This window comes from Nocardia sp. CDC159 (assembly GCF_023740735.1).
Taxonomy (GTDB): domain Bacteria; phylum Actinomycetota; class Actinomycetes; order Mycobacteriales; family Mycobacteriaceae; genus Nocardia; species Nocardia pulmonis.
The window spans coordinates 416,226-435,145 of record NZ_JAMRXH010000006.1 but is presented as its reverse complement, the minus strand read 5'-3'; the positions used below and the strand labels follow the sequence as shown (position 1 = coordinate 435,145).

General features: G+C 69.3%; 21 protein-coding genes. 9 read left to right on the top strand and 12 right to left on the bottom strand.

Annotated elements, in window-relative coordinates; translation table 11 throughout:
* Positions 1-17: 17 nt before the first annotated feature.
* Both NDR87_RS16870 and NDR87_RS16865 read left to right on the top strand, forming a co-directional pair.
* Positions 18-593 carry a YbhB/YbcL family Raf kinase inhibitor-like protein gene (locus tag NDR87_RS16870; protein WP_251913319.1) on the top strand — a complete coding sequence of 192 codons (576 nt, stop codon included), beginning with the start codon at positions 18-20 and terminating at the stop codon, positions 591-593.
* 87 nt (positions 594-680) lie between these two features.
* The gene (locus tag NDR87_RS16865) at positions 681-1,907 is read left to right on the top strand and encodes a S9 family peptidase (protein ID WP_251913320.1); all 1,227 of its coding nucleotides are present in this window, start codon (positions 681-683) and stop codon (positions 1,905-1,907) included.
* Between the two features lie 10 nt (positions 1,908-1,917).
* Here NDR87_RS16865 and NDR87_RS16860 read toward each other — a convergent pair whose 3' ends face one another.
* From NDR87_RS16860 to NDR87_RS16850, 3 genes are all read right to left on the bottom strand, one after another.
* Positions 1,918-3,471 carry a succinic semialdehyde dehydrogenase gene (locus NDR87_RS16860; protein ID WP_251913321.1) on the bottom strand — a complete coding sequence of 518 codons (1,554 nt, stop codon included), beginning with the start codon at positions 3,469-3,471 and terminating at the stop codon, positions 1,918-1,920.
* 76 nt (positions 3,472-3,547) lie between these two features.
* Positions 3,548-3,661, bottom strand: a complete 114-nt coding sequence (locus tag NDR87_RS37365) for a hypothetical protein (RefSeq protein WP_286013595.1) — start codon at positions 3,659-3,661, stop codon at positions 3,548-3,550.
* A 166-nt stretch (positions 3,662-3,827) separates the two neighbouring features.
* Positions 3,828-4,457 (bottom strand): LysE family translocator, encoded by a 630-nt coding sequence (locus tag NDR87_RS16850; RefSeq protein ID WP_251913323.1) that lies wholly within the window; start codon positions 4,455-4,457, stop codon positions 3,828-3,830.
* 128 nt (positions 4,458-4,585) lie between these two features.
* On the opposite strand from NDR87_RS16850, the gene NDR87_RS16845 reads away from it, so the two are divergent.
* The 5 genes from NDR87_RS16845 (at position 4,586) to NDR87_RS16825 (ending at position 9,282) form a co-directional block, all read left to right on the top strand.
* The gene (locus tag NDR87_RS16845) at positions 4,586-7,048 is read left to right on the top strand and encodes a nitrate- and nitrite sensing domain-containing protein (RefSeq protein WP_251913325.1); all 2,463 of its coding nucleotides are present in this window, start codon (positions 4,586-4,588) and stop codon (positions 7,046-7,048) included.
* Entirely contained in the window at positions 7,008-7,451 is a 444-nt protein-coding gene (locus NDR87_RS16840) for a roadblock/LC7 domain-containing protein (protein ID WP_286013594.1), read from the top strand. The genes NDR87_RS16845 and NDR87_RS16840 overlap by 41 nt, the downstream gene beginning before the upstream one ends.
* On the top strand, positions 7,448-7,822 hold the full coding sequence (locus tag NDR87_RS16835; RefSeq protein ID WP_251913327.1) for a DUF742 domain-containing protein: 375 nt from the start codon (positions 7,448-7,450) through the stop codon (positions 7,820-7,822). The genes NDR87_RS16840 and NDR87_RS16835 overlap by 4 nt, the downstream gene beginning before the upstream one ends.
* Positions 7,823-7,829: 7 nt before the next feature.
* Positions 7,830-8,411 (top strand): ATP/GTP-binding protein, encoded by a 582-nt coding sequence (locus NDR87_RS16830; RefSeq protein WP_308212102.1) that lies wholly within the window; start codon positions 7,830-7,832, stop codon positions 8,409-8,411.
* 106 nt (positions 8,412-8,517) lie between these two features.
* Positions 8,518-9,282 carry an alpha/beta fold hydrolase gene (locus NDR87_RS16825; protein WP_251913328.1) on the top strand — a complete coding sequence of 255 codons (765 nt, stop codon included), beginning with the start codon at positions 8,518-8,520 and terminating at the stop codon, positions 9,280-9,282.
* A 22-nt stretch (positions 9,283-9,304) separates the two neighbouring features.
* On the opposite strand, the gene mtnC is transcribed toward NDR87_RS16825, so the two are convergent.
* The 4 genes from mtnC to NDR87_RS16805 all read right to left on the bottom strand — a co-directional run bounded on the left by mtnC (position 9,305) and on the right by NDR87_RS16805 (position 14,244).
* Entirely contained in the window at positions 9,305-10,015 is a 711-nt protein-coding gene (gene mtnC, locus NDR87_RS16820) for an acireductone synthase (protein ID WP_251913329.1), read from the bottom strand.
* A gap of 74 nt (positions 10,016-10,089) precedes the next feature.
* Positions 10,090-10,668, bottom strand: coding sequence for an acireductone dioxygenase (locus NDR87_RS16815; protein ID WP_251913330.1), 579 nt, complete (start codon positions 10,666-10,668; stop codon positions 10,090-10,092).
* The gene (gene mtnA / locus NDR87_RS16810) at positions 10,665-12,563 is read right to left on the bottom strand and encodes an S-methyl-5-thioribose-1-phosphate isomerase (protein ID WP_251913331.1); all 1,899 of its coding nucleotides are present in this window, start codon (positions 12,561-12,563) and stop codon (positions 10,665-10,667) included. The genes NDR87_RS16815 and mtnA overlap by 4 nt, the downstream gene beginning before the upstream one ends.
* 430 nt (positions 12,564-12,993) lie before the next feature.
* A complete protein-coding gene (locus tag NDR87_RS16805) occupies positions 12,994-14,244 on the bottom strand; it encodes a KasA/KasB family beta-ketoacyl-ACP synthase (RefSeq protein WP_251913333.1) in 1,251 nt (416 codons plus the stop codon).
* 39 nt (positions 14,245-14,283) lie between these two features.
* On the opposite strand from NDR87_RS16805, the gene NDR87_RS16800 reads away from it, so the two are divergent.
* Positions 14,284-14,853 (top strand): TetR/AcrR family transcriptional regulator, encoded by a 570-nt coding sequence (locus NDR87_RS16800; RefSeq protein ID WP_251913335.1) that lies wholly within the window; start codon positions 14,284-14,286, stop codon positions 14,851-14,853.
* Positions 14,854-14,878: 25 nt separating this feature from the next.
* Positions 14,879-15,316: an SRPBCC domain-containing protein gene (locus NDR87_RS16795; RefSeq protein WP_251913337.1), complete on the top strand. Its 438-nt coding sequence runs from the start codon at positions 14,879-14,881 to the stop codon at positions 15,314-15,316.
* Between the two features lie 4 nt (positions 15,317-15,320).
* On the opposite strand, the gene NDR87_RS16790 is transcribed toward NDR87_RS16795, so the two are convergent.
* From NDR87_RS16790 to NDR87_RS16770, 5 genes are all read right to left on the bottom strand, one after another.
* Positions 15,321-15,545 (bottom strand): hypothetical protein, encoded by a 225-nt coding sequence (locus tag NDR87_RS16790; protein WP_251913338.1) that lies wholly within the window; start codon positions 15,543-15,545, stop codon positions 15,321-15,323.
* 38 nt (positions 15,546-15,583) lie between these two features.
* Positions 15,584-16,393: an HNH endonuclease family protein gene (locus NDR87_RS16785; RefSeq protein WP_251913340.1), complete on the bottom strand. Its 810-nt coding sequence runs from the start codon at positions 16,391-16,393 to the stop codon at positions 15,584-15,586.
* Between the two features lie 138 nt (positions 16,394-16,531).
* Positions 16,532-17,035, bottom strand: a complete 504-nt coding sequence (locus NDR87_RS16780) for a hypothetical protein (RefSeq protein WP_251913342.1) — start codon at positions 17,033-17,035, stop codon at positions 16,532-16,534.
* A 180-nt stretch (positions 17,036-17,215) separates the two neighbouring features.
* Positions 17,216-17,614: a VOC family protein gene (locus NDR87_RS16775; RefSeq protein ID WP_251913344.1), complete on the bottom strand. Its 399-nt coding sequence runs from the start codon at positions 17,612-17,614 to the stop codon at positions 17,216-17,218.
* A 19-nt stretch (positions 17,615-17,633) separates the two neighbouring features.
* Positions 17,634-18,755 (bottom strand): nitronate monooxygenase family protein, encoded by a 1,122-nt coding sequence (locus NDR87_RS16770; protein WP_251913346.1) that lies wholly within the window; start codon positions 18,753-18,755, stop codon positions 17,634-17,636.
* Positions 18,756-18,920 lie beyond the last annotated feature (165 nt).

The following is an 18,920-nucleotide window of genomic DNA, read 5'->3' as shown; positions in this document are numbered from 1 at the left end:
GGCTCTAGGCTCGAACCATGTCCAGCCGCCGGGTTCGCCTGGTCGCCGCCGCGGTGCTGACCCTCGCCGCGACGGCCGGGTGTTCCGATTCCGGTTCCACACCGCCGTCGACCACCACCACGACCGCGGCCGATCCGCCCGCGACCCACCAGATTCGGGTGACCAGCAGCGCCGTCGTCGATGGCGCCGCGCTGCCGGACGAGTACACCTGCGCCAAAGGCGGCCGGGTGCTGCCGCTGTCCTGGACGACGCCGCCGGAGACCGCGCGCTTCGCCCTCATCGTCGACGATCCCGACGCTGCGGACGGCGGGTTCACCCACTGGGTGATCATCGATATCCCCGCCACGATCACCGAGATCTCCGGCAGCGGCACCCTGGTCGACGGAACGGTTCTGACCAACAGCGCGGGCCGCGCCGACTACGCCGTTCCCTGTCCGCCGCCGGACACCGGAATCCATCACTACCGCTTCACCGTCCACGCCCTGCCCAACCGCCTGTCACTGCCCTGGGAAACCCCGCCGGACCAGGCGAGAACATCGATCGAACAGGCCTCCATCGCACAGGGCTCCCTCACCGCCACGTATTCGCGCTGATCGCCACGCCCCTCGAACAGTGGTCCCCGGGGCGAACAACGTTCTTGTAACGTCGGGAGACGGTTCAGTGACGGCGGAGGTGTGCGCGTGGCAACGAGGGCGCGGGTTCGAGGGTTGGTGGCGGGAATCGCGGCGGTATTGGCGCTGGCGGCGGTTCCGGATCCGGCGGCGCAGGCGGCGGGAGGAGCCCCCGACGGGCTCGAATTCTATTCCGCACCAGCCGATCTCATATCCGGCGCGCACGGTTCGGTGATCTGGTCTCGGCCGTTGACCGGCGATCCCGCGGTCCCGGGCGCGCGCAACTACCTCGTGCTGTATCGCTCGGTGGACGCGCAGGGCCGCGCGGTGGCGGTCTCGGGAACGGTGGCCGTACCCGAAGGCGATGCGCCGCAAGGGGGTTGGCCGCTGATCTCGTGGGCGCACGGGACCACCGGGGTGGCCGACGGCTGCGCGCCCTCGCGCGACACCGGTCCGGACTACCCCGCCCACGACTACACCGCGCAGGTGCGCGCGGTTCAGGCGCGCTGGGTAGCCGCCGGATACGCCGTGGCGCAGACCGACTATCAGGGTCTGGGGACCGCCGGTGGGCATGGCTATCTGATCGGCGAGATGGAACAGCGCGCGGTCGCCGATATGGCGCTGGCCGCGCGGGAGATCGAGCCGGGCATCGGCACGCGCTGGGTCGCGATGGGTCACTCCCAGGGCGGGCAGGCCGCGATCTTCACCGCCGCCCGGGCCCAGGGCTGGGCCCCGCAACTGCGCCTGCTCGGCGCGGTGGCGCTGGCTCCGGCCTCCCATGTCGGCCTGACCATCCGCGCGGGCACGCTCGCCGCCAATGCGGGCAGCTCGGAGCTGGCCAGCGCGGCGGGCAGCGGAATCGCGTTCGTACCGTTGCTGGTTCGCGGTGCGCAGACCGTCGCCGATATCGATCCCGCCCGCTTCCTCACCCCGGCGGCGCTGGCACTGCTGCCGCAGGCCGACGAGCGGTGCATCGGCGGGCTGCGCGAGCGCGACTCCTGGGGCGGGCTGCCCGGCGGCGAGGTATTCCGTAGCGACGCCGATGCCTCCGCTCTGATCGGCGTCCTGGACGACAATGATCCCAGTCCGCTCCGGCTGCCGGTCCCCCTGCTGGTCGCCCAGGGGCGCGCCGACACCGTGGTCACCCCGCCCGCCACCGACGCCATGGTCGCCCAGCAGAAACTGACCGGCCAGCCCGTCGCCTACCGCAACTACCCCGGCGCCGATCACCGCGGCGTGCTCGACGTCTCCTTCGACGACGCCCTGCCCTGGGTCGACGCCCGCTTCGGCCGCTGACCCACCGCGCTCAGCGGCCCGGCAGGAACCGGATCGCCCGGGCGACGCCCATCAGGAACGGCTGCCACCTGCTCTGCGGAATGCCCCACGGCGCATCGAGATTCAGGAAGCGGGTGACGACGACGGTCTGCGGTTCGGTGAACTTCAGCAGGCCGTCGGGACCGTGGCGGCGGCCGACGCCGGAGATCCCCATACCGCCCATCGGCGCGCCCGTGCTGCCCCAGGCGGGGGCGTAACCCTCGTCGACACAGACGGTTCCGGCGTGCAGGCGCTCGGCGATCCGCTCGCCGTCGGCCTTGCTCGCCGCCCAGACGCTGGCGTTCAGGCCGTATTCGGTGTCGTTGGCCCGCTCGATGGCCTCCTCGACATTGGTGACCGGATAGATCGACACCAGCGGGCCGAAGGTCTCCTCGCGCCCGCACGCCATCTCGTCGGTGACCTCCGACAGCACGGTCGGCTCGAAGAACAGCGGGCCGATATCGGGACGGGCATTACCTCCGGCCAGCACCTTCGCTCCCTTGGAGGTGGCGTCGGCGACATGTTTGGTGACGGTCTCGAGCTGCGCCTCGGAGATCAGGCTGCCGATATCAACCGAATAGTCATAGGCCGCACCGAGTTTCGCCGCCCGCACCGCCGCCACGAACTTCTCGGTGAACGCGTCGGCCACGGCCCGCTCCACATACAGCCGCTCGATCGAGATGCACAGCTGCCCGGCATTGGAAAAACACGCGCGCACAGCGGCCTTGGCGGCCTTGTCCAGATTCGCGCCGCGGGTCACGATCATCGGATTCTTGCCGCCCAGTTCGGCAGAGAATCCGATCAACCGCTGCCCGCACTGAGCGGCCAGGGTGCGCCCGGTCGCCGAGGAGCCGGTGAACATCAGGTAATCGCACGCGTCCACGATGGCGGTGCCGACCACCCCGCCCGGACCGGGCACGACCTGCAGCAGATCCTTGGGCAGTCCGGCCTGCCACAGCAGCTCCACATTCGCCAGGGACGAATACGGCGTCTGGCTGTCCGGCTTGACCACCACGGCATTACCGGCCAGCAGCGCCGGAATCGAATCGCCGATCGATAACAGCATCGGATAGTTCCACGGCGCGATCACCCCGACCACGCCCTTGGGCTGAGTGCGCACGGCGGCCCGGTTCAGAATCGGGAACGCGCCCGCCACCTTGTGCGAGGCGAGCAGCTGCGGCGCGACCCGCGAGAAGTACCGGGCGGCGAAGATCAGGCCCATGATCTCCTCCTGCGCCGCCCAGCGCGCCTTCCCGGTCTCGGCCTGGATGACATCCATCAAATACTCGCGGTTGTCCACGATCAGCGCCCGATAGCGATCGAACACCTCGGCGCGCTCCTTCGGCGAGCGGGCGGCCCAATCCGCCTGCGCCGCACGGGCCTTCACGAAGGCGATCTCGACATCGGCGGCCGTCCCGACCGGCACCTCACCCAGCGCCCGCCCGGTGAAGACCTCGTTGATCGCGCGGACGGCATGCTCCTGGCCCTGATCGACCGCGGCGAACCCCCGCAGCCTCTCGAACACCGCGGCTTCCGGCACCGGCATCGTCGCCTCCTACCTGTGAGTAACCGTAAGATACACACAATCTACTCCGCCCCCGCCCCGGACAGAACGGCACAAATCACCCCACAGGGTCGTCGACCAGCCGCAACCGCCGCGCCAGGTCGGAGACGAACACCCGCCCCGGGTCCACGCCATCGCGAACCCGCCGCCACTCGTCGAGCCGGGGATACATCGCCCGGATCGTCTCCCTCGGCGAAGTAGAGGCGACCACCTGCGTCGAGTACTCGGCGATCGAGGTCGGCGCAGAACTCCCCCGAATCGGCCCGAATGGGAAAGTCCAGGCTCGGCATCAACCCGGGATGCGGCCACGACAGCGGGGCCCGATTGCGGGGCCGAATTCAGCTGGTCTGCACCGCGATCCGGACGCCGAGCGCGACCAGCAGGGTGCCCATGGCAGCGTCGATGGCGCGGCGGACTCGGGCGCGGGTGAAGACGTGGCGCAGGCTGGCGATGCCGAGGGCGAGGATCAGGAACCAGGCGAGGGTGACCGCTGTGGCGGTCAGGGCCAGTTCGGCGGTGTCGACGAGGGCGGGGGCGGCGGGCAGGAACTGCGGGAGCAGGGCCAGGAAGAAGACCGCGGCCTTGGGATTGAGCAGATTGTTGAGCAGGCCCTGCCGGAAGGCCGTGCGCGGGCCGACGCCCTGGCCATCTAGTTCGGCCGTCATCTCGTAACCGCCCCGGCGCGCGGCGAGCAATGCCCGAATTCCGAGAAATAGCAGATATGCGGCGCCTGCCAACTTCACCACAGTGAAGGCGATGGCCGAGGCCGCCAGCAAACCCGCGACACCCAGCCCGGACAGTGCCGCCCACGCGAACACCCCGAGTGCGATTCCGGCGGCCGAGGCCATCCCCGCGCGGCGGCCCGACAGCATCGAATTACGCGCCACGATAACGAAATCCGGCCCGGGCGCCATCGCGCCCAGCAGCATCGCCCCACTCACACCCAGCACCTGCGCGGTAGACATCATCGCGCCAGTCTAGAAGACCGCACCGACACGAAACTGCGTGCGCGCAGGATTGCCGGGCGGTTGTCAAATCCAATCTCGCTCAATGGGACCGAGTGGCAGTGTCCACCCGGAAAGGATATTTTGTGCCGATGCTGAGAGCGAGGCTAGGTATTAGGGCCCGCATTCTCGCGATCGCACTCGTCCCGAGCCTCGCCCTGCTCGTGATCGGTGTGGGCGCGGCGGGCTACTTGGTACGGGAAGGACAGCATGCCAGGCATTGGGCGTCCATCCTGGAAGGCGCCAACAAACACACCCGCGAACTGATCGCGTCGGTGGAGCAGGAGCGACTGCAGTCGCTCTGGGCACTGTCCGGTGAACCCGATCCCGTGGCACTGGGTGCGGCGCGGCAGCGGCTCGACAACGCCCTGCGGGATATGCAGAGCATCGAAAGCGCGATTCTCGAGAGCGACGCCGAGAAGATGGGCCCCGACCTCGGCGGCTTCGACACCCTCAAGAAGCAGCTGCCACAGCTGCGCGGGGCCGTCGACGCGGGCGTGCTGCCGGTTCCCGACACCTACGGCGCGTACACCGCGATCCTCACCGGCGTCGAACTCGGCACCGACATCACCGCCCGGACCGCACCCGACGCCGCGGTGGCCAACGAGCTCGGCCACTCCCTGCGCCAGCTGCGCGCCATGGACGCCAACTCCCGCGTCGCCGCGCTGACCGCGGCCGCGCTCAGCCCCGCGGGCCTGCCCGCGCCGCTGCAGGCCGAATACCGCAACCTGGTCGGCTACTACCGCACCGAATTGCCGTTGCTGGTCAAGGACATCGGCGGTGAGCAGGGCCAGCGCATCCAGGCCGTGATCGATTCCTCGGCGTGGCAGCAGCTGGCGACGATGGAGGACTTCATCATCCATCCGCCCGCCAAGCCCAGCACGAGCAACGGGACGGGAACGGGCACGGGAACGACGGGCACCTCCGGCACCGCCACGAACACCGCGCCCCCGCAGCCGCCGATCGGCATCCCCGAATGGCGGGCCGCCTCCGACCAATTCAACCGCCAGATGCTCGAGGTCTGGCAGGCCCAGAACGACCACGCCAACCACACCGCCGTCGTCGACGGCGACCGCACCGCGCGCAACGCGCTGCTGGCGGGCGCGGGCATCCTGGCGCTGTCGGTGCTGGCGTTCGTCCTGTCGCTGTGGCTGGCGAACCGGCTCATCGGCAGGCTCAAGCGACTGCGCACCGAGACCCTGGCCCTGGCCGAGGTCCGGCTGCCCGACACCATGCGCCGCCTCGGCGAGGGCGAGGACATCGATCCCGAGACCGAGGCCGCGCACCTGGACTTCGGCCACGACGAGATCGGTTCCGTCGCAAAGGCCTTCAACCAGGCGCACACCGCGGCCGTGGCGGCCGCGGTTACCGAGGCCCGCACCCGCGAGGGTGTGCGCGCGGTATTCCTCAACATCGCCCACCGCAGCCAGATGGTGGTGCACCGCCAGCTCGAGATCCTCGACGAGGCCGAGCAGAAGCAGGAGGATCCGGCGCTGCTGGAGACCTTCTTCAAACTCGACCACCTGGCCACCCGCGAGCGCCGCAACGCCGAGAACCTGATCATTCTCGGCGGCGGCCAGCCGGGCCGCCAGTGGCGGCGGCCGGTGCCGCTGGTGGAGCTGGTGCGCAGCTCCGTCGGTGAGACCCTGGACTACGCGCGGGTGCGCACGGCGCGGATGCCGCAGGTGTTCGTGGTCGGCAGCGTGGTCGCCGACCTCATCCACCTGCTCGCCGAGCTGGTCGACAACGCCACCACCTTCTCCCCGCCGCAGTCGCGGGTGGAGGTCACCGGCAATATCGTCGGCAAGGGCGTGGTCGTGGAGATCAGCGACCAGGGCATGGGCATGCCCGCCGCCGATCTCGAGCGCGCCAACGAATTGCTGCGCGACCCACCGGATTTCGGTGTCGCGACGCTGTCGGCCGATTCGCGCCTGGGCCTGTTCGTCGTCGCCCAGCTGGGCGTCAAGCACGGCATCTCGGTGCGGCTGTCGGAATCCGATTACGGCGGCATCCGCGCGATCGTGCTGATCCCCAGCGCGCTCATCACCAACGACGCGCCGCTGGCCGATCATCTGCCCGAGCGCACCCCGGCCCGGCGTCCGGAACCCCCGGCCACCGGTCAGATTCCGGCCGTCCCGGTCCCCCAGTCGCTGCCCGCGCCGACGGCGCTGGCGACGCTGCCGCCGCGCGAGCCCGAGCCGGAGCCGGAACCCCCGCAGCCGCAACCGGAACCGCCGCGCTACATCCCGGAACCCCGCAATCCGGAGCCGCGCCACCGCGCCACCGAGCAGCGGCCGTCCTACACCGGCAACGATTCCCGGCCGCCGCTGCCGCGTCGTCGGCGCCAGGCCAGCCTGGCACCGGAGCTGGCGACCGACCAGCAGGCCGCCGCGCAGGACACGCCGCAGCGCCCGCGTTCGGCCGAACAGGCGCGAGATCTGATGTCCGCCATCGAGAATGGCACCCGGCAGGGGCGTCGGGCCCATCCCGACCCCCATACCGCCAACAATCCGGATGAACAGGAAGGCGAAGGTGACCTCTTCCAACGCAGGTGATCTCAACTGGCTGCTCGACGATCTCGTCGATCGCCTGGCGGGAGTGCGCTATGCCGTGGTGCACTCCACCGACGGGCTGCTGCTGGGCCGGTCCACCACCATGAGCCGCGAGGACGCCGAGCACTTCGGCGCCATGTCGGCGACGCTGTACGGGTTGGCGCGCAGCGCCGGTAGCCGTTTCGACGGCGGCGGCGTGCGGCAGGCGGTGATCGAGCTGGATCGCGCGGTCCTGTTCGTCACCGCCGCCGGAGACAACGCTTGTATTGCGTTGCAGGCGAACGAAAACGCAAACCTCGGTATGGTGGCCTACGAAATGAATCTGACCGTGCAGCGGATGGGCAACTACCTGTCGACCGATCCGCGGCACGGGCTAGCGACGCAGGTGGAGCACCGATTGTCATGACTCGCTTCGGTCAACCGTGGTTCGACGATCAGGCGGGCCCGCTGGTTCGCCCGTACGCCGTGACGGGTGGCCGCACGATGGGTGCGGGACACGACCTGGACATGCTCACCCTCGTGGTGACATCTCATCCGGCCCCGAGATTGCGGCGCGTGGAGCCGGAATACGCGGAAATCGTGCATCTGTGCCGGGTCCCGCAATCGGTGGCCGAGGTGTCGGCCACCCTGAGACTGCCCCTCGCCGTGACGAAGATCCTCGTCGGTGATCTGATCAGCGAGGGGCACCTGATCTTCCGGGCGCCGGTGCACACCGATTCCGGCCCCAGCGACCTGAACTTGTTGCGAGCTGTGCTCGACGGAATCCGAAAGCTGTAGAACACCCGTGTCTGATACGACGTCTGCGGCACCCCTGGCCGCCTCGGTCAAGATTCTCATCGCCGGCGGGTTCGGTGTCGGCAAGACCACGATGGTGTCCTCGATCAGTGAGATCGCGCCGCTGCGCACCGAGGAACTGATCACCGAATTGTCCACCGGCGTCGACGATCTGTCCGGCGTCGAGGGCAAGACCACCACCACCGTGGCGCTGGATTTCGGCCGCATCACCATCGATGAGAACCTGGTGCTGTACCTGTTCGGCACCCCCGGCCAGGACCGATTCTGGTTCCTGTGGGACGAATTGGCCCGCGGCGCGCTGGGGGCGGTGGTCATCGCCGATACCCGTCGTCTCGAGAACTCCTTCGCGGCCATCGATTTCTTCGAGCGCCGCGGCCTGTCGTTCGCGGTCGCGGTCAACTGTTTCGAGAACGCCCCGGTGTACACCACCGAGGAGGTCCGCGACGCGCTCGATCTGGATCCGCACGCACCGGTCGTGCTGTGCGACGCGCGCGACCGTTCGTCGTGCAAGAACGTGCTGATGACCCTGGTGGAACATCTGATCGTGCGCGCCACCACCTCGGTGGCCTGAGCCGCAACACGATTCGATAAAGCGCGGAACTTTCCCCGCGCACGGCCGTTCACCGGATATGGCGGCCGGTACGCGCTGGGAACGGGGAAGCGTCCGCGGCGAGCCGTTGAACGACGGCTTGTCGGCGGTGACCATGGGCACGGGCCCGCCGCTGGTGGTGCTGCCCGGACTGGGTCCGGGCGCCGACCTTTCCGAGCGCGTGCCGTGGCGGGTGGCCCGCTCGACCGGCACGCTGGCCGCGGGACTCGGGCGCACGATCCATCTGATCCACCGCCCGGTGCGCCCGCCGGTGGATATGACCATCGCCGATCTGGCGGGCTGGCATGCCGACGCGCTGCGCGACCGGTTCGACGAGCCGGTGGACGTCATGGGCGTCTCGGCCGGGGGCCTGATCGCGCTGCAACTCGCGCTGGATCATCCGAAGACCGTGCGGCGCTTGGCGCTCTGCGTCGCCGCGAGTCGGGTGGACGAGCGGGGCCTGCGGGATCTGGCACGGATGATGGAACTGGAGCGGGCGGGACGCTCCGCCGCCTGGATCGGCAGCGGCCTGATCGCGCACGGACCGCTGCGCCTGGTCATGACGCTTGCACTGCTGGCCCGCCGCAGACCGCCGGCGCCCGGCGAGACGGCGCTGGTGCAGGCGCTGCGGAGCTGGAATGTCACCGACCGGCTCGGCGAGCTCGAGATACCGGTGCTGATCGTCGCCGCCACCCGCGATCGGCTGGTACCGCCCACGCTCGTTCATGCGACCGTGGTCGGCATTTCGGGCGCGCGCCTGGTCATGCTGCACGGCCGCGGTCACATCACCGCCCTGTACGATCCGCGGCTGCGCCGGGCCGTCGCGGAATTCCTCGCCGACCCGATCCGCTGACCGGCACCGAGACGAACGGCCGCTACAGCCGCTCGGGGTCGAGCTCGGCGAACGATCCGATCCAGCGATGCGGCGGCCGCGGCGAATTCGGCTCCCCCGGCCGGGTCACGCCGACGGCCTGCCAGCCCTCTGCCACCGCGGCGTCGAGTTCGTCGGGGTGGTCGGACAGGAACAGGATCCGCTCGCCCGGCACGCCGATGGCTCCGGCGATCTTCTCGTAGGAGGCGGCCTCGCGCTTGGGCCCGGCATTGTTCAGGTCGAACCAGTCGCCGATCAGCGAGGCCAGCTCACCGCCGCGGGCGTGGGCGAACCAATCCTGTTGGTTGCGCACCGAACCCGAGGAGTACACAAACAGCGCGATCCCCGCCGCATGCCAGGCCCGCAGGGCGGGCGGCGCGTCCGGGAAGAATTCCCCGTGCAACGCGCCGTCGCGGAAGCCCTCGGCGCAGATCAGTCCCTGCGCGGTCTTGAGCGGCTGGGCCTTCACATCCGAATTCAGCCAGCCGCGCAGGATCTCGGCCACCTCGGCCTCGTCGGCATCGGGGCGAGCGGCCAGCTCACGGGCCTGCGCGAGGACCGCATCGGCCGCGCCGCCGCGGTTGTCGCGCAACCACTGCGGCAGCCGCGCACGGGTGTATCCGTAGAGGTCCTCCCGCACCGCACTGGTCGGGCTGGTGGTGCCCTCGATATCGACGACGATCGCGCGAATGCCGCCTCCGGGCCGGACGCTCATGCTGTGTTCTCTTTCGGCATGAGCTCTGGGCCCTGCGTGGTTACGCTCCGCTGCCGCCTCCGGGCCCTGACCGCTCATGCGGTCGCGAGCAATTCGTCGAGGGTCGGGAAGCGCTCACCGATGGTGTTGCCGGTGAAGTCGCCGATCCAGCCGTCCTCCTCCTCGAAGAACCGCACGGCGACGAAGTCGGGCCGGGTGCCCATGTCGAACCAGTGCAGCGTGCCCGCGGGCACCGACACCAGATCCCCCGCCTCGCACACCGTCGCCAGCACCTCGCCGTCCAGATGCAGATAGAAGCAGCCGCGCCCACCGGCGAAGAAGCGCACCTCGTCCTCGGCGTGGCGGTGCTCGGAGAGGAACTTCTCCCGCGCGCCGCGGGCCTTGGCGGGCCATTCCGGATCGTCGTCGTCGGGGTGGATGCGGGCCACGTCGATGTGCTTGTAGCGGCCGTCGGCGTTGAGCTCGCCGATGCGGTCGGCGTATTCGGCGAGCAGGGCGTCGGTGGAGGTGCTCGCATCGAGCGCCGCCGGGGTGGGCCAGCGGTCGAAAACGATGCCGCGCTTGCGCAATTCGGCCGCGATCACCTCCGGATCGGACGTGCGCAGCCGCACCTCGGCGGCATCGCTGTCGGCCATGATCTGCAGCAGGGTCATTTCGATTCCTCCTCGGACCCGCGGTGGTTCGCTCCGATCGCACGACGGCCGGTGAGCGTCACCAGCTCGCACATCGCCTCCAGGCATTCGGCGCGGTCGCGAGCCTGCGCGAGGGTCGCTCCCCAGGCGGTGATGCCGTGCCCGGCGATGAACAGGACCGGCGGCGCATCCGGGTGCTCGATCAGATGGCGCTCGATATCGGCACCGATGCGCGGAACGTCAGCGTGGTTGGAAAACACCGGTATGTCAATGGTTTCCGTCGCCCCGAGTCCCTTGATGAGCTCGTAGCCGGCGAAGCGCAGTGCCGCGGGTGCGTCGATCGACTGGGCGGTGGCATGCGGCGGATGCACGTGCACCACGGCGGCGGCATCGGTGGCCCGATAGACGGCGGTGTGGATGGTGGTCTCCGCCGAGGGGCGCCGGGAGCCGGAAATCGGCTGGGAATCGGCGATATTCACCGTCACCATGTCACCGGCGGCGAGCTCACCCTTGGACAGCCCGCTGCCGGTGACGATCGCCGTCTGCCCCGCGCGCACCGAGATGTTCCCCGCGGTGCCGGGCATCCAGCCGCGCGTGTAGAGGCCCCTGGCGATCTCGGCGATCCGCCGCTCGGCGGCGTCGTCGGCCCGCGGGCCGTCGAGCTGGTCGGCGAGGAATTTGCGGGTCTTCTCCACGACCGTCTCGACGTACTGATCGGCACGCTGTGCCAATGTGCGCACGATGTCGCCGTCGGCCGGTGCCCCAACCGAATCCGACCGCTCGCCCGCCCGGCCCGTGGCGCCCTGCGGCGCGGCCGGGTTCTCGCCGCGGGGGTGATGGGCCGCGCCGTCGCGTGCTCCGGCGTCCGGTGTGGCCGCCCGCCGCGCGACGGTCTCGCCCGAGGCCGCGGCCACGGCCGTCGCCCACCGCGCGGATGTGGATGGCAGCACGCCGTTTTCGGTGACCACCGCGGTCACCAGATCCGGCGGGGTGACGTCGAAGGCCGGATTGAAGACCTCGGTCCCCTCGGGCGCGGTGGCGACTCCCCCGACGTGGGTGATCTCGAGCGCGGCCCGTTCCTCGACCACGATCCGGTCGCCGGTGGCGGTGTCGAGATCGCGGGTGGATTCGGGGGCGACCACGATGAAGGGGATGCCGTGATGATTCGCGGCCAGCGCCAGGGAATACGTACCGATCTTATTGGCGACCGAACCGTCGGCGGTGATGCGGTCCGCGCCGACGATCACCGCGTCCACCCGGCCGGTGGCCATCGCCCACGCGGCCGCGGAGTCGATCGTCAGCCGATGCGGGATCGCGGCCTCCGCGAGCTCCCACGCGGTCAGCCGGGCGCCCTGCAGCAGCGGGCGGGTCTCGTCGACCAGGACGTTCTCGATCGCGCCGCGCTCGTGCAGCACCCGCAGCGCGCCCAGTGCGGTGCCGAAGGCGGTGGTGGCCAACCGGCCGGTATTGCAATGGGTGAGGACGCGCAGCGGCCGGTCCGGACACAGTCGCTGCAGCAGATCGGCGGCGTGGGTCGCCGCGGCGCGATTGACCCGGCCGTCCTCGGCCAGCATCGCCAGCGCCTCGTCGAGCACGGCCTGCGGACCGGCCGGCAGCTTCGCCAGCGCGCGCCGCACACCCCAGGCCAGGTTCACCGCGGTCGGGCGGGCGGCGGCGATGCGCTCGGCCTCGGCGGTCACCGTCGCCGGATCGCCGGGGTGCGCGCGGGCGGCCAGCACCACGCCGAACGCCCCGGACACGCCGATCGCGGGCGCGCCCCGGATGGCCAGCGTCTTGATCGCGTCGATGACCTCGTCGACCGTCGTGATCCGCAACTCCCGCAGTTCCCGCGGCAGCGCGCGCTGATCGATGGTGACCAGCGCCCCATCGACCCACGCGATCGAAACCTCACTCATCCCGCAACCTTCACCTCGACCCGACAGCAAATCCAAACTACCCAACCCGGGTGAACGCCCGCGCACCAGGTTTGCCGTCGCCGTGATCGCGAATCGGCACCGGTCGGGAGGGGGTTCGCTCACCGATGTCGGAGAGCGGGGCGCGCCACGCTGCACACCCCGCATCGATGCCCGAATTGCCCTGGTCGCCAAGGTGATTCATCCACAGGCGGGGTGACAATTAGTGGCGATACACAGTCTAGAAGTACCAATTAGTTACTGCCACTTGGGATCTTCCACCCGTAACGCGGGAAAGGACCATACGGTCCGTGTCGCCGCGCCGAGCTTATCCACAGCAACCGCGAACCCTCACTCTCATCCACAGCTTTCGGTGGATAAGCGTGAACAGCGTCAATTCCACATGCGTGGGACAAACCTGGGGACGAACCGATCAGGCCCGGCCGAAGGCGAGAGTGACGTTGTGCCCGCCGAATCCGAAGGAGTTGCTCAGCGCATAGGACATCGTCTGGCGGCGCGCCTGCCCGTGCACGATGTCCAACTCGACCCCCGGGTCCGGCTGCTCGAAATTCAGTGTCGGCGGCACGATCTGCTCCTCGAGGGTGCGCAGCGTCAGGATCGCCTCCAGTGCACCGACCGCGCCGATGGAATGCCCCAGCGCGCCCTTGGGCGCGTACACCGAGGCGTCGCGGGCCACCGCCGCAATGGCATTCGCCTCCGAGGCGTCGCCGACCGGCGTCGAGGTGGCGTGCGCGTTGACATGCTCGATGTCGGCGCCGGTCAGTCCCGCCGCCTCGATTGCCTTGCGCATGGCCCGCGCGGCGCCCGCACCCTCGGGTTCGGTGCCGGTGATGTGATAGCCGTCGGAGGTGATGCCCGCGCCCAGGACACGCCCGAGGATCTTCGCCCGCCGCGCCGTCGCGAACTCCTCCGATTCCAGCACCAGCATCGCACCGGCCTCGCCGAAGACGAACCCGTCGCGATCGCGGTCGAAAGGTCGTGAGGCGCGGGCGGGTTCGTCGTTGCGGGTGCTCATCGCGCGCATCATCGCGAAGCTGGCGATCGGCACCGCCTCGATGTAGCCCTCCACGCCCCCGGCGATCACCACATCCGCCTCGCCCGTCGCGATCAGCCGCCAGGCGTGCGCGATGGCCTCCGCGCCCGACGAGCAGGCCGAGGTCGGCGCGTAAACGCCTGCCTTCGCGCCGAATTCGAGACCCACCCGGGCGGCCGAGCCGTTGGGCATCACCATCGGGACGGTCAGCGGCGGCACCTTGCGATATCCGCCCGCGCGCATGGCGTCGACCGCGGTGAGGAAGGCGTCGCCGCCGCCGAGTCCGGTGCCGACCGCCACGCCGAGCCGCTCGCCGTCCACGTCGGGCTTACCCGCCTCGCCCCACACCTGGCGACCCAGTACCAGAGCCATCTGCTGCACATAGGAGTGTCGCCGCTGCTCGATGCGGGTCAGATGCTCGCCCGGCTGCTGCTTCAACTTGCCGCCGATGCGAACCGGGAGGTCGTACTCGGTGACGAAATCGTCGGCCAGTGGGCCGATTCCGCTCTCGCCGCGCAGCAGGGCGTCCCAGGTGCCGTCCAGATCGGGCGCGAGGCAGGTGGTGGTGGTCATGCCGGTGACGACGACCGCGCGTCGGGCAGGCGTAAGTGAAGCAGTCGTTACAGTCATGCGGTCATGGATACCTGTAGCGCCCGCTACAGTCAACTCGTGCCCAGACCCCTAGACCAGGCTCGCCGAGCCGAACTGCTCTCCGGTGTCATCGCCTATATCGGCGAACGCGGACTGACCGAACTGTCGCTGCGCCCGCTCGCCGACTATCTGGGCACGAGTTCGCGCATGCTGATCCACTACTTCGGCACCAAGGAGCAGATGCTGGTCGCGGCGCTCGAGACCCAGCGTCCGGATATCGCGGGTCTGTTCGCCGACGTGCCCGATATCGACACCCTGCGCCGACGCCTGATCGAATCGTTCGTGGTCAACACCACCAGCGACTGGGCCACCAGCACGCGGGTGCTGTTCCAGGTGCTCGGCATCGCCTCGGTCCCCGGCAGCCCCTACGCCGCCTACGCCGAGGAGGCCGTGCACGGGCTCGTCGAAGCCCTGACCCGGGTCCTCACCGAGCTCGACCCCGCCTTCCCGGACCCGCAAACCACTGCCACCCTGCTGATCTCGGGCATCCGCGGCCTGCTGCAGGACCGCCTGGTCACCGGCGACAACACCCGCGTGTCCAAGGCCGCCCGCCGCCTGATCAACCTGGCCCTCCCGCCAGCGCGTTGAAACCGGTTTCAGTATTGTTCCGGGCATGGCTTTTGTGATCGATGACAGCGTGGAGATCGCGGCATCCGCCGAGGTGGTGTGGAAGGTGCTCACCGATTTCGAGCGCTACGGCGAATGGAACCCCTTCGTCTCGGCCTGCGCCACCACCCTCGAGCCCGGCTCCCCCATCGATATGCGGGTCCAGCTCGGTCCCCGCCAACGCGCCCAACGTGAATGGATCCGCTCCCACACCCCCGGCACCGAATTCAGCTACGCCATGAAGCCCCTGCCCCTGGGCGCGTTGCGCAGCCTCCGCTCCCACACCCTGACCCCGCTCACCCCCACCATCACCCGCTACACCTCCCACTTCGAACTGGACGGCTGGCTACGCCCGCTCGTCACCGTCCCGATGGGCAAGGCCCTGCAGTCCGGCTTCACCGCCATGACCGCCGCCCTGAAAACCCGCGCCGAACAACTGGCCTGAACCCTCACGCCTCGAAGGGGATGGTGTTGCCCGCGGGGTCGCGCTGGCCGATCTCGGATTCGATGGCCTTGGCCAGTTCGGTGGCCGAGGACCAGCGCAGGGGTTCGCTGCCCTCCAGATTGCCGATGGTGTACCAGGTGTCGGTGTCGCGGTAGCGGACCAGGGCCCTGCCGGATTCGTCGACGGCGACGTCGAGATCGCCGGAGATGGTGCCCTCTTCTTCGGTCATGACGGCGGCCTTGGCGGCGATCTCGACGATTTCGATGATCAGAAGCCTCCTCGACGGGCGCAGTCGTCGACTGCGGCGCGCAATGCGGTCTGCTCGGCCGGATCCACTGTCAGTGCGTATTTTACTTTGACCTTGATGTAATGAGCGACGTAGGCACACCGGAACTTTCCGGGGGGCAGATAATTGGCGGCGTCCTGATCGCCCTTGGAGCGGTTGGCCGACGGGTCGGAGGCGACGAGGTTCAGCGCGTCGTTGGCAATATCGCGGCGGGTGTTCTCGTCGCGGGCCGCGGCTCCGGAGCGCCAGGCCTCGGCGAGCGGGACGATGTGCTCGGCGTCCACACCCTTGGGGTCGGTGATGAATTTGTAGGGGGCGAGTTTGCCGGTCTTGCGGTCGATCACGCCGTACCGATCGCGCCAACCCCCGCCCTTGCCGACGGTCAGATCGCAGGTCTTGGGGTCGAGCCGCACCGCACCCTCCGCATCGCGCAGCATCATGACCTCGCGGGTGGTGCACTTGCTGTATTGCGCGAATTCCGGGCCGAAGCCGTGGGCCGGAATATTGGTATCCCAGTGCGGAAACTGGTCGCGGCTGTAGCCGGTCATCGGAGCCTCCGGCGCCACCACCAATTTCGTCAGCAGATCCGAGATCTCCTGCGGATTCTCGATTCCCGGCCCGGGTTCCTCCGGCGCGGCCGTCGGCCCCGGAGAACCCGGCTGGGAGCCTTGCTGTTCGGAGCGCAGCGTGAGCACCGCGATTCCAATGATGAGCGCCAGCAGCAGGGCCGCGACGCCGAATGGCAGGACGATTCTGGGGCCGCGCTGCGACCGGCGATATGCACTTCTCATCTCGGGCAACCACACTGGCAACCGGTGCCGACAATCGGCAAGCGGGACAACGCCTTCAGTTGCCGGAGTCACACCGTGGAACGGACGACTCCTGCAACTGTAGCTAATCTCACTGCGCCCTACGGAGTGTCGCGGTTGCTAGGCCTGGTGCGTCCACGCCACGAAGAACAGCGCCCCCGCCATCGTCACCAGCACGGCGACCGGCAGCGGCCACCACGCCCCCGCCCGCACGAGCAGCCGCCGGGCGAAGGCGAATTGCAGCACCCCCAGCGCCGCGATCAGCAGCGTTCCGATCGGCAGCACCACCGCGATCGCCAGCAGCGCATGCACCGCCCACGCCCCCGCCAGCGTCGGTCCGCCCCAGGAGTTTTCGTAGTCGCCCCCACCGACCGACGGGTACGCGATCCCACGCACCAGCGCGATACAGATCAGAAACAGTACAAACCACGCGACCAGTCCGACCACGACCGACAGCACCAGATGCAGTGCCCGCCCGCCCACTCCGGCCCGCTCCGCGAACGGTTCGCGCCCGAGCAGCCGCCGCGCCGCCCACGCCCGCAACCCCGCACCGCCGAAACCCGACAGCACCGCCACGAGCCCATAACCCGCAAACCCCAGCGCCCCTCGCAGAGATTCGGTCATGCTCGCAACCCTAGCCGCGCGATCCACGCTCGTCGCACAGGCCACGGCCCCCAATTTCCGTGGCGGCGCCCTTATTTCCCGCGCATCCGGCGGCGCGGCAGCAGTCGCGGCGACCTCGCTTCGGACTCGCCCGGCCACTCCGCGGCGTCGTCCGGCCACCCAGCGGCAACGGCGGCGACTCTACTTCCGGCCCGCCGGGCCACTCAGCGGCAACAACGGCAGGTGCGTCGTCAGGCAGAACGGATGCCCGGCCGGGTCGAACAGCACCCGCCAGCGTTCCGGCCCCGGTTGCACGGCCGCGACCCGCGCGCCCAGCCGCACCGCCTCCCGCTGACCGGCGTCCAGATCGTCCACCACCAGATCGAGGTGAATATGTTTGGGCCTCGGCCCGTCCGGCCAGCTCGGCGGGCGGTAATCGGGCACCCGGATGGCCGTCAGCGCGGCGCGCTCGGCGTGCACCAGCGCGACATTGTCGGTGCGATAGACGATTTCACCGCCGAGCAGCCGCGCCCAGAACGACGCGAGCTCCTCCTCGTCGGCACAGTCGAGCGAGATCAGCGCCAGCCGTGCGAAACTCACCGCCCGATGCTACGCGAGATCAGGCGTCGTTGAGCTTGTTCAGCCGCTCGCAGGCGCTCAGATACTCCTCGATCAACCGCCGCATGACATCGGCGGTGCGCTCGACCCTGGTCATCATGCCGACCACCTGACCGACCGGATTGAAGTTGACGTCCTTGGCCGCCTCGGGATACCGGTGGCCGCGCTTGACCCCGTCCAGGGCGACCATCATCTGCAGCGGCATGGGCAGCGGGTCGGGTGTGTCGGCGCTCTCCCAGGCATCGGTCCAGTCGTTGCGCAGCATCCGGCACGGCTTACCGGTCCACGACCGCGACCGGACGGTGTCGTGGCTGCTCGCGTCGATATAGGTCTGCATCTGCGCGGGCGGGACGTTCGCCTCCTCGACCGTCAGCCAGATCGACCCCGTCCACGCGCCCGCCGCACCCATCGCGAGCGCGGCCGCGACCTGACGTCCGTTGCCGATGCCACCGGCCGCCAGCACCGGCAGCTCGCCCACCGCGTCGACGACCTGCGGCCACAGCACCAGCGAGGAGATCTCCCCGCAGTGCCCGCCGCCCTCGGTGCCCTGGCAGACAACGAAATCCAGTCCGGCGCGCTTGTGGTCGAGCGCGTGTTTGACCGATCCACACAGCGCGCCGATCAACCGCCCCGACTCCTGCACCTGCTTGATCACCTCGTCGGGCGGGGTGCCCAGCGCATTGGCCACCAGTTTCGCCTTGGGGTGGCGCAGGATCACCTCCACCTGCGGGGCGGCGGTGGTGGCGGTCCAGCCCAGCAGCTGATTGTGCTGTTCCCCGTCGGGCAGCCGCGGCACCCCGTGGTCGGCGAGAATCTTCTCCGCGAAATCGCGATGACCTTGGGGAACCAGTTTGGCCAGTTCGGCTTCCAGCTCCCGCGGCGACAACCCCTCGATGCCCTTGCCCTCGTATTTGGACGGAATGACCAGATCCACCCCATACACGCCGTGCACATGCTCGTCCAGCCACGCCAGTTCGACCTCGAGCTGTTCGGCGGTGAAGCCGACCGCGCCCAGCACCCCGAGCCCGCCCGCATTGCTCACCGCCGCGGCCACATCGCGGCAGTGGGTGAAGGCGAAGATCGGGACGTCGATCCCCAGTCGTTCGCAGATCTCGGTACGCATGACGTGGTCGTCTCCTCGTGTTCCGGCGCGGGAAGGCTCGCTTCCCACCACTAGAACACGTTACAACTTTGCTCGCAACGCCCCCAGCAATCGGGGCGTCGTCTTTTCCGCGTGTCGGCAATCGACCGTGAAATGCTGAACGGCATGATCGACTTCGTCGAGGAG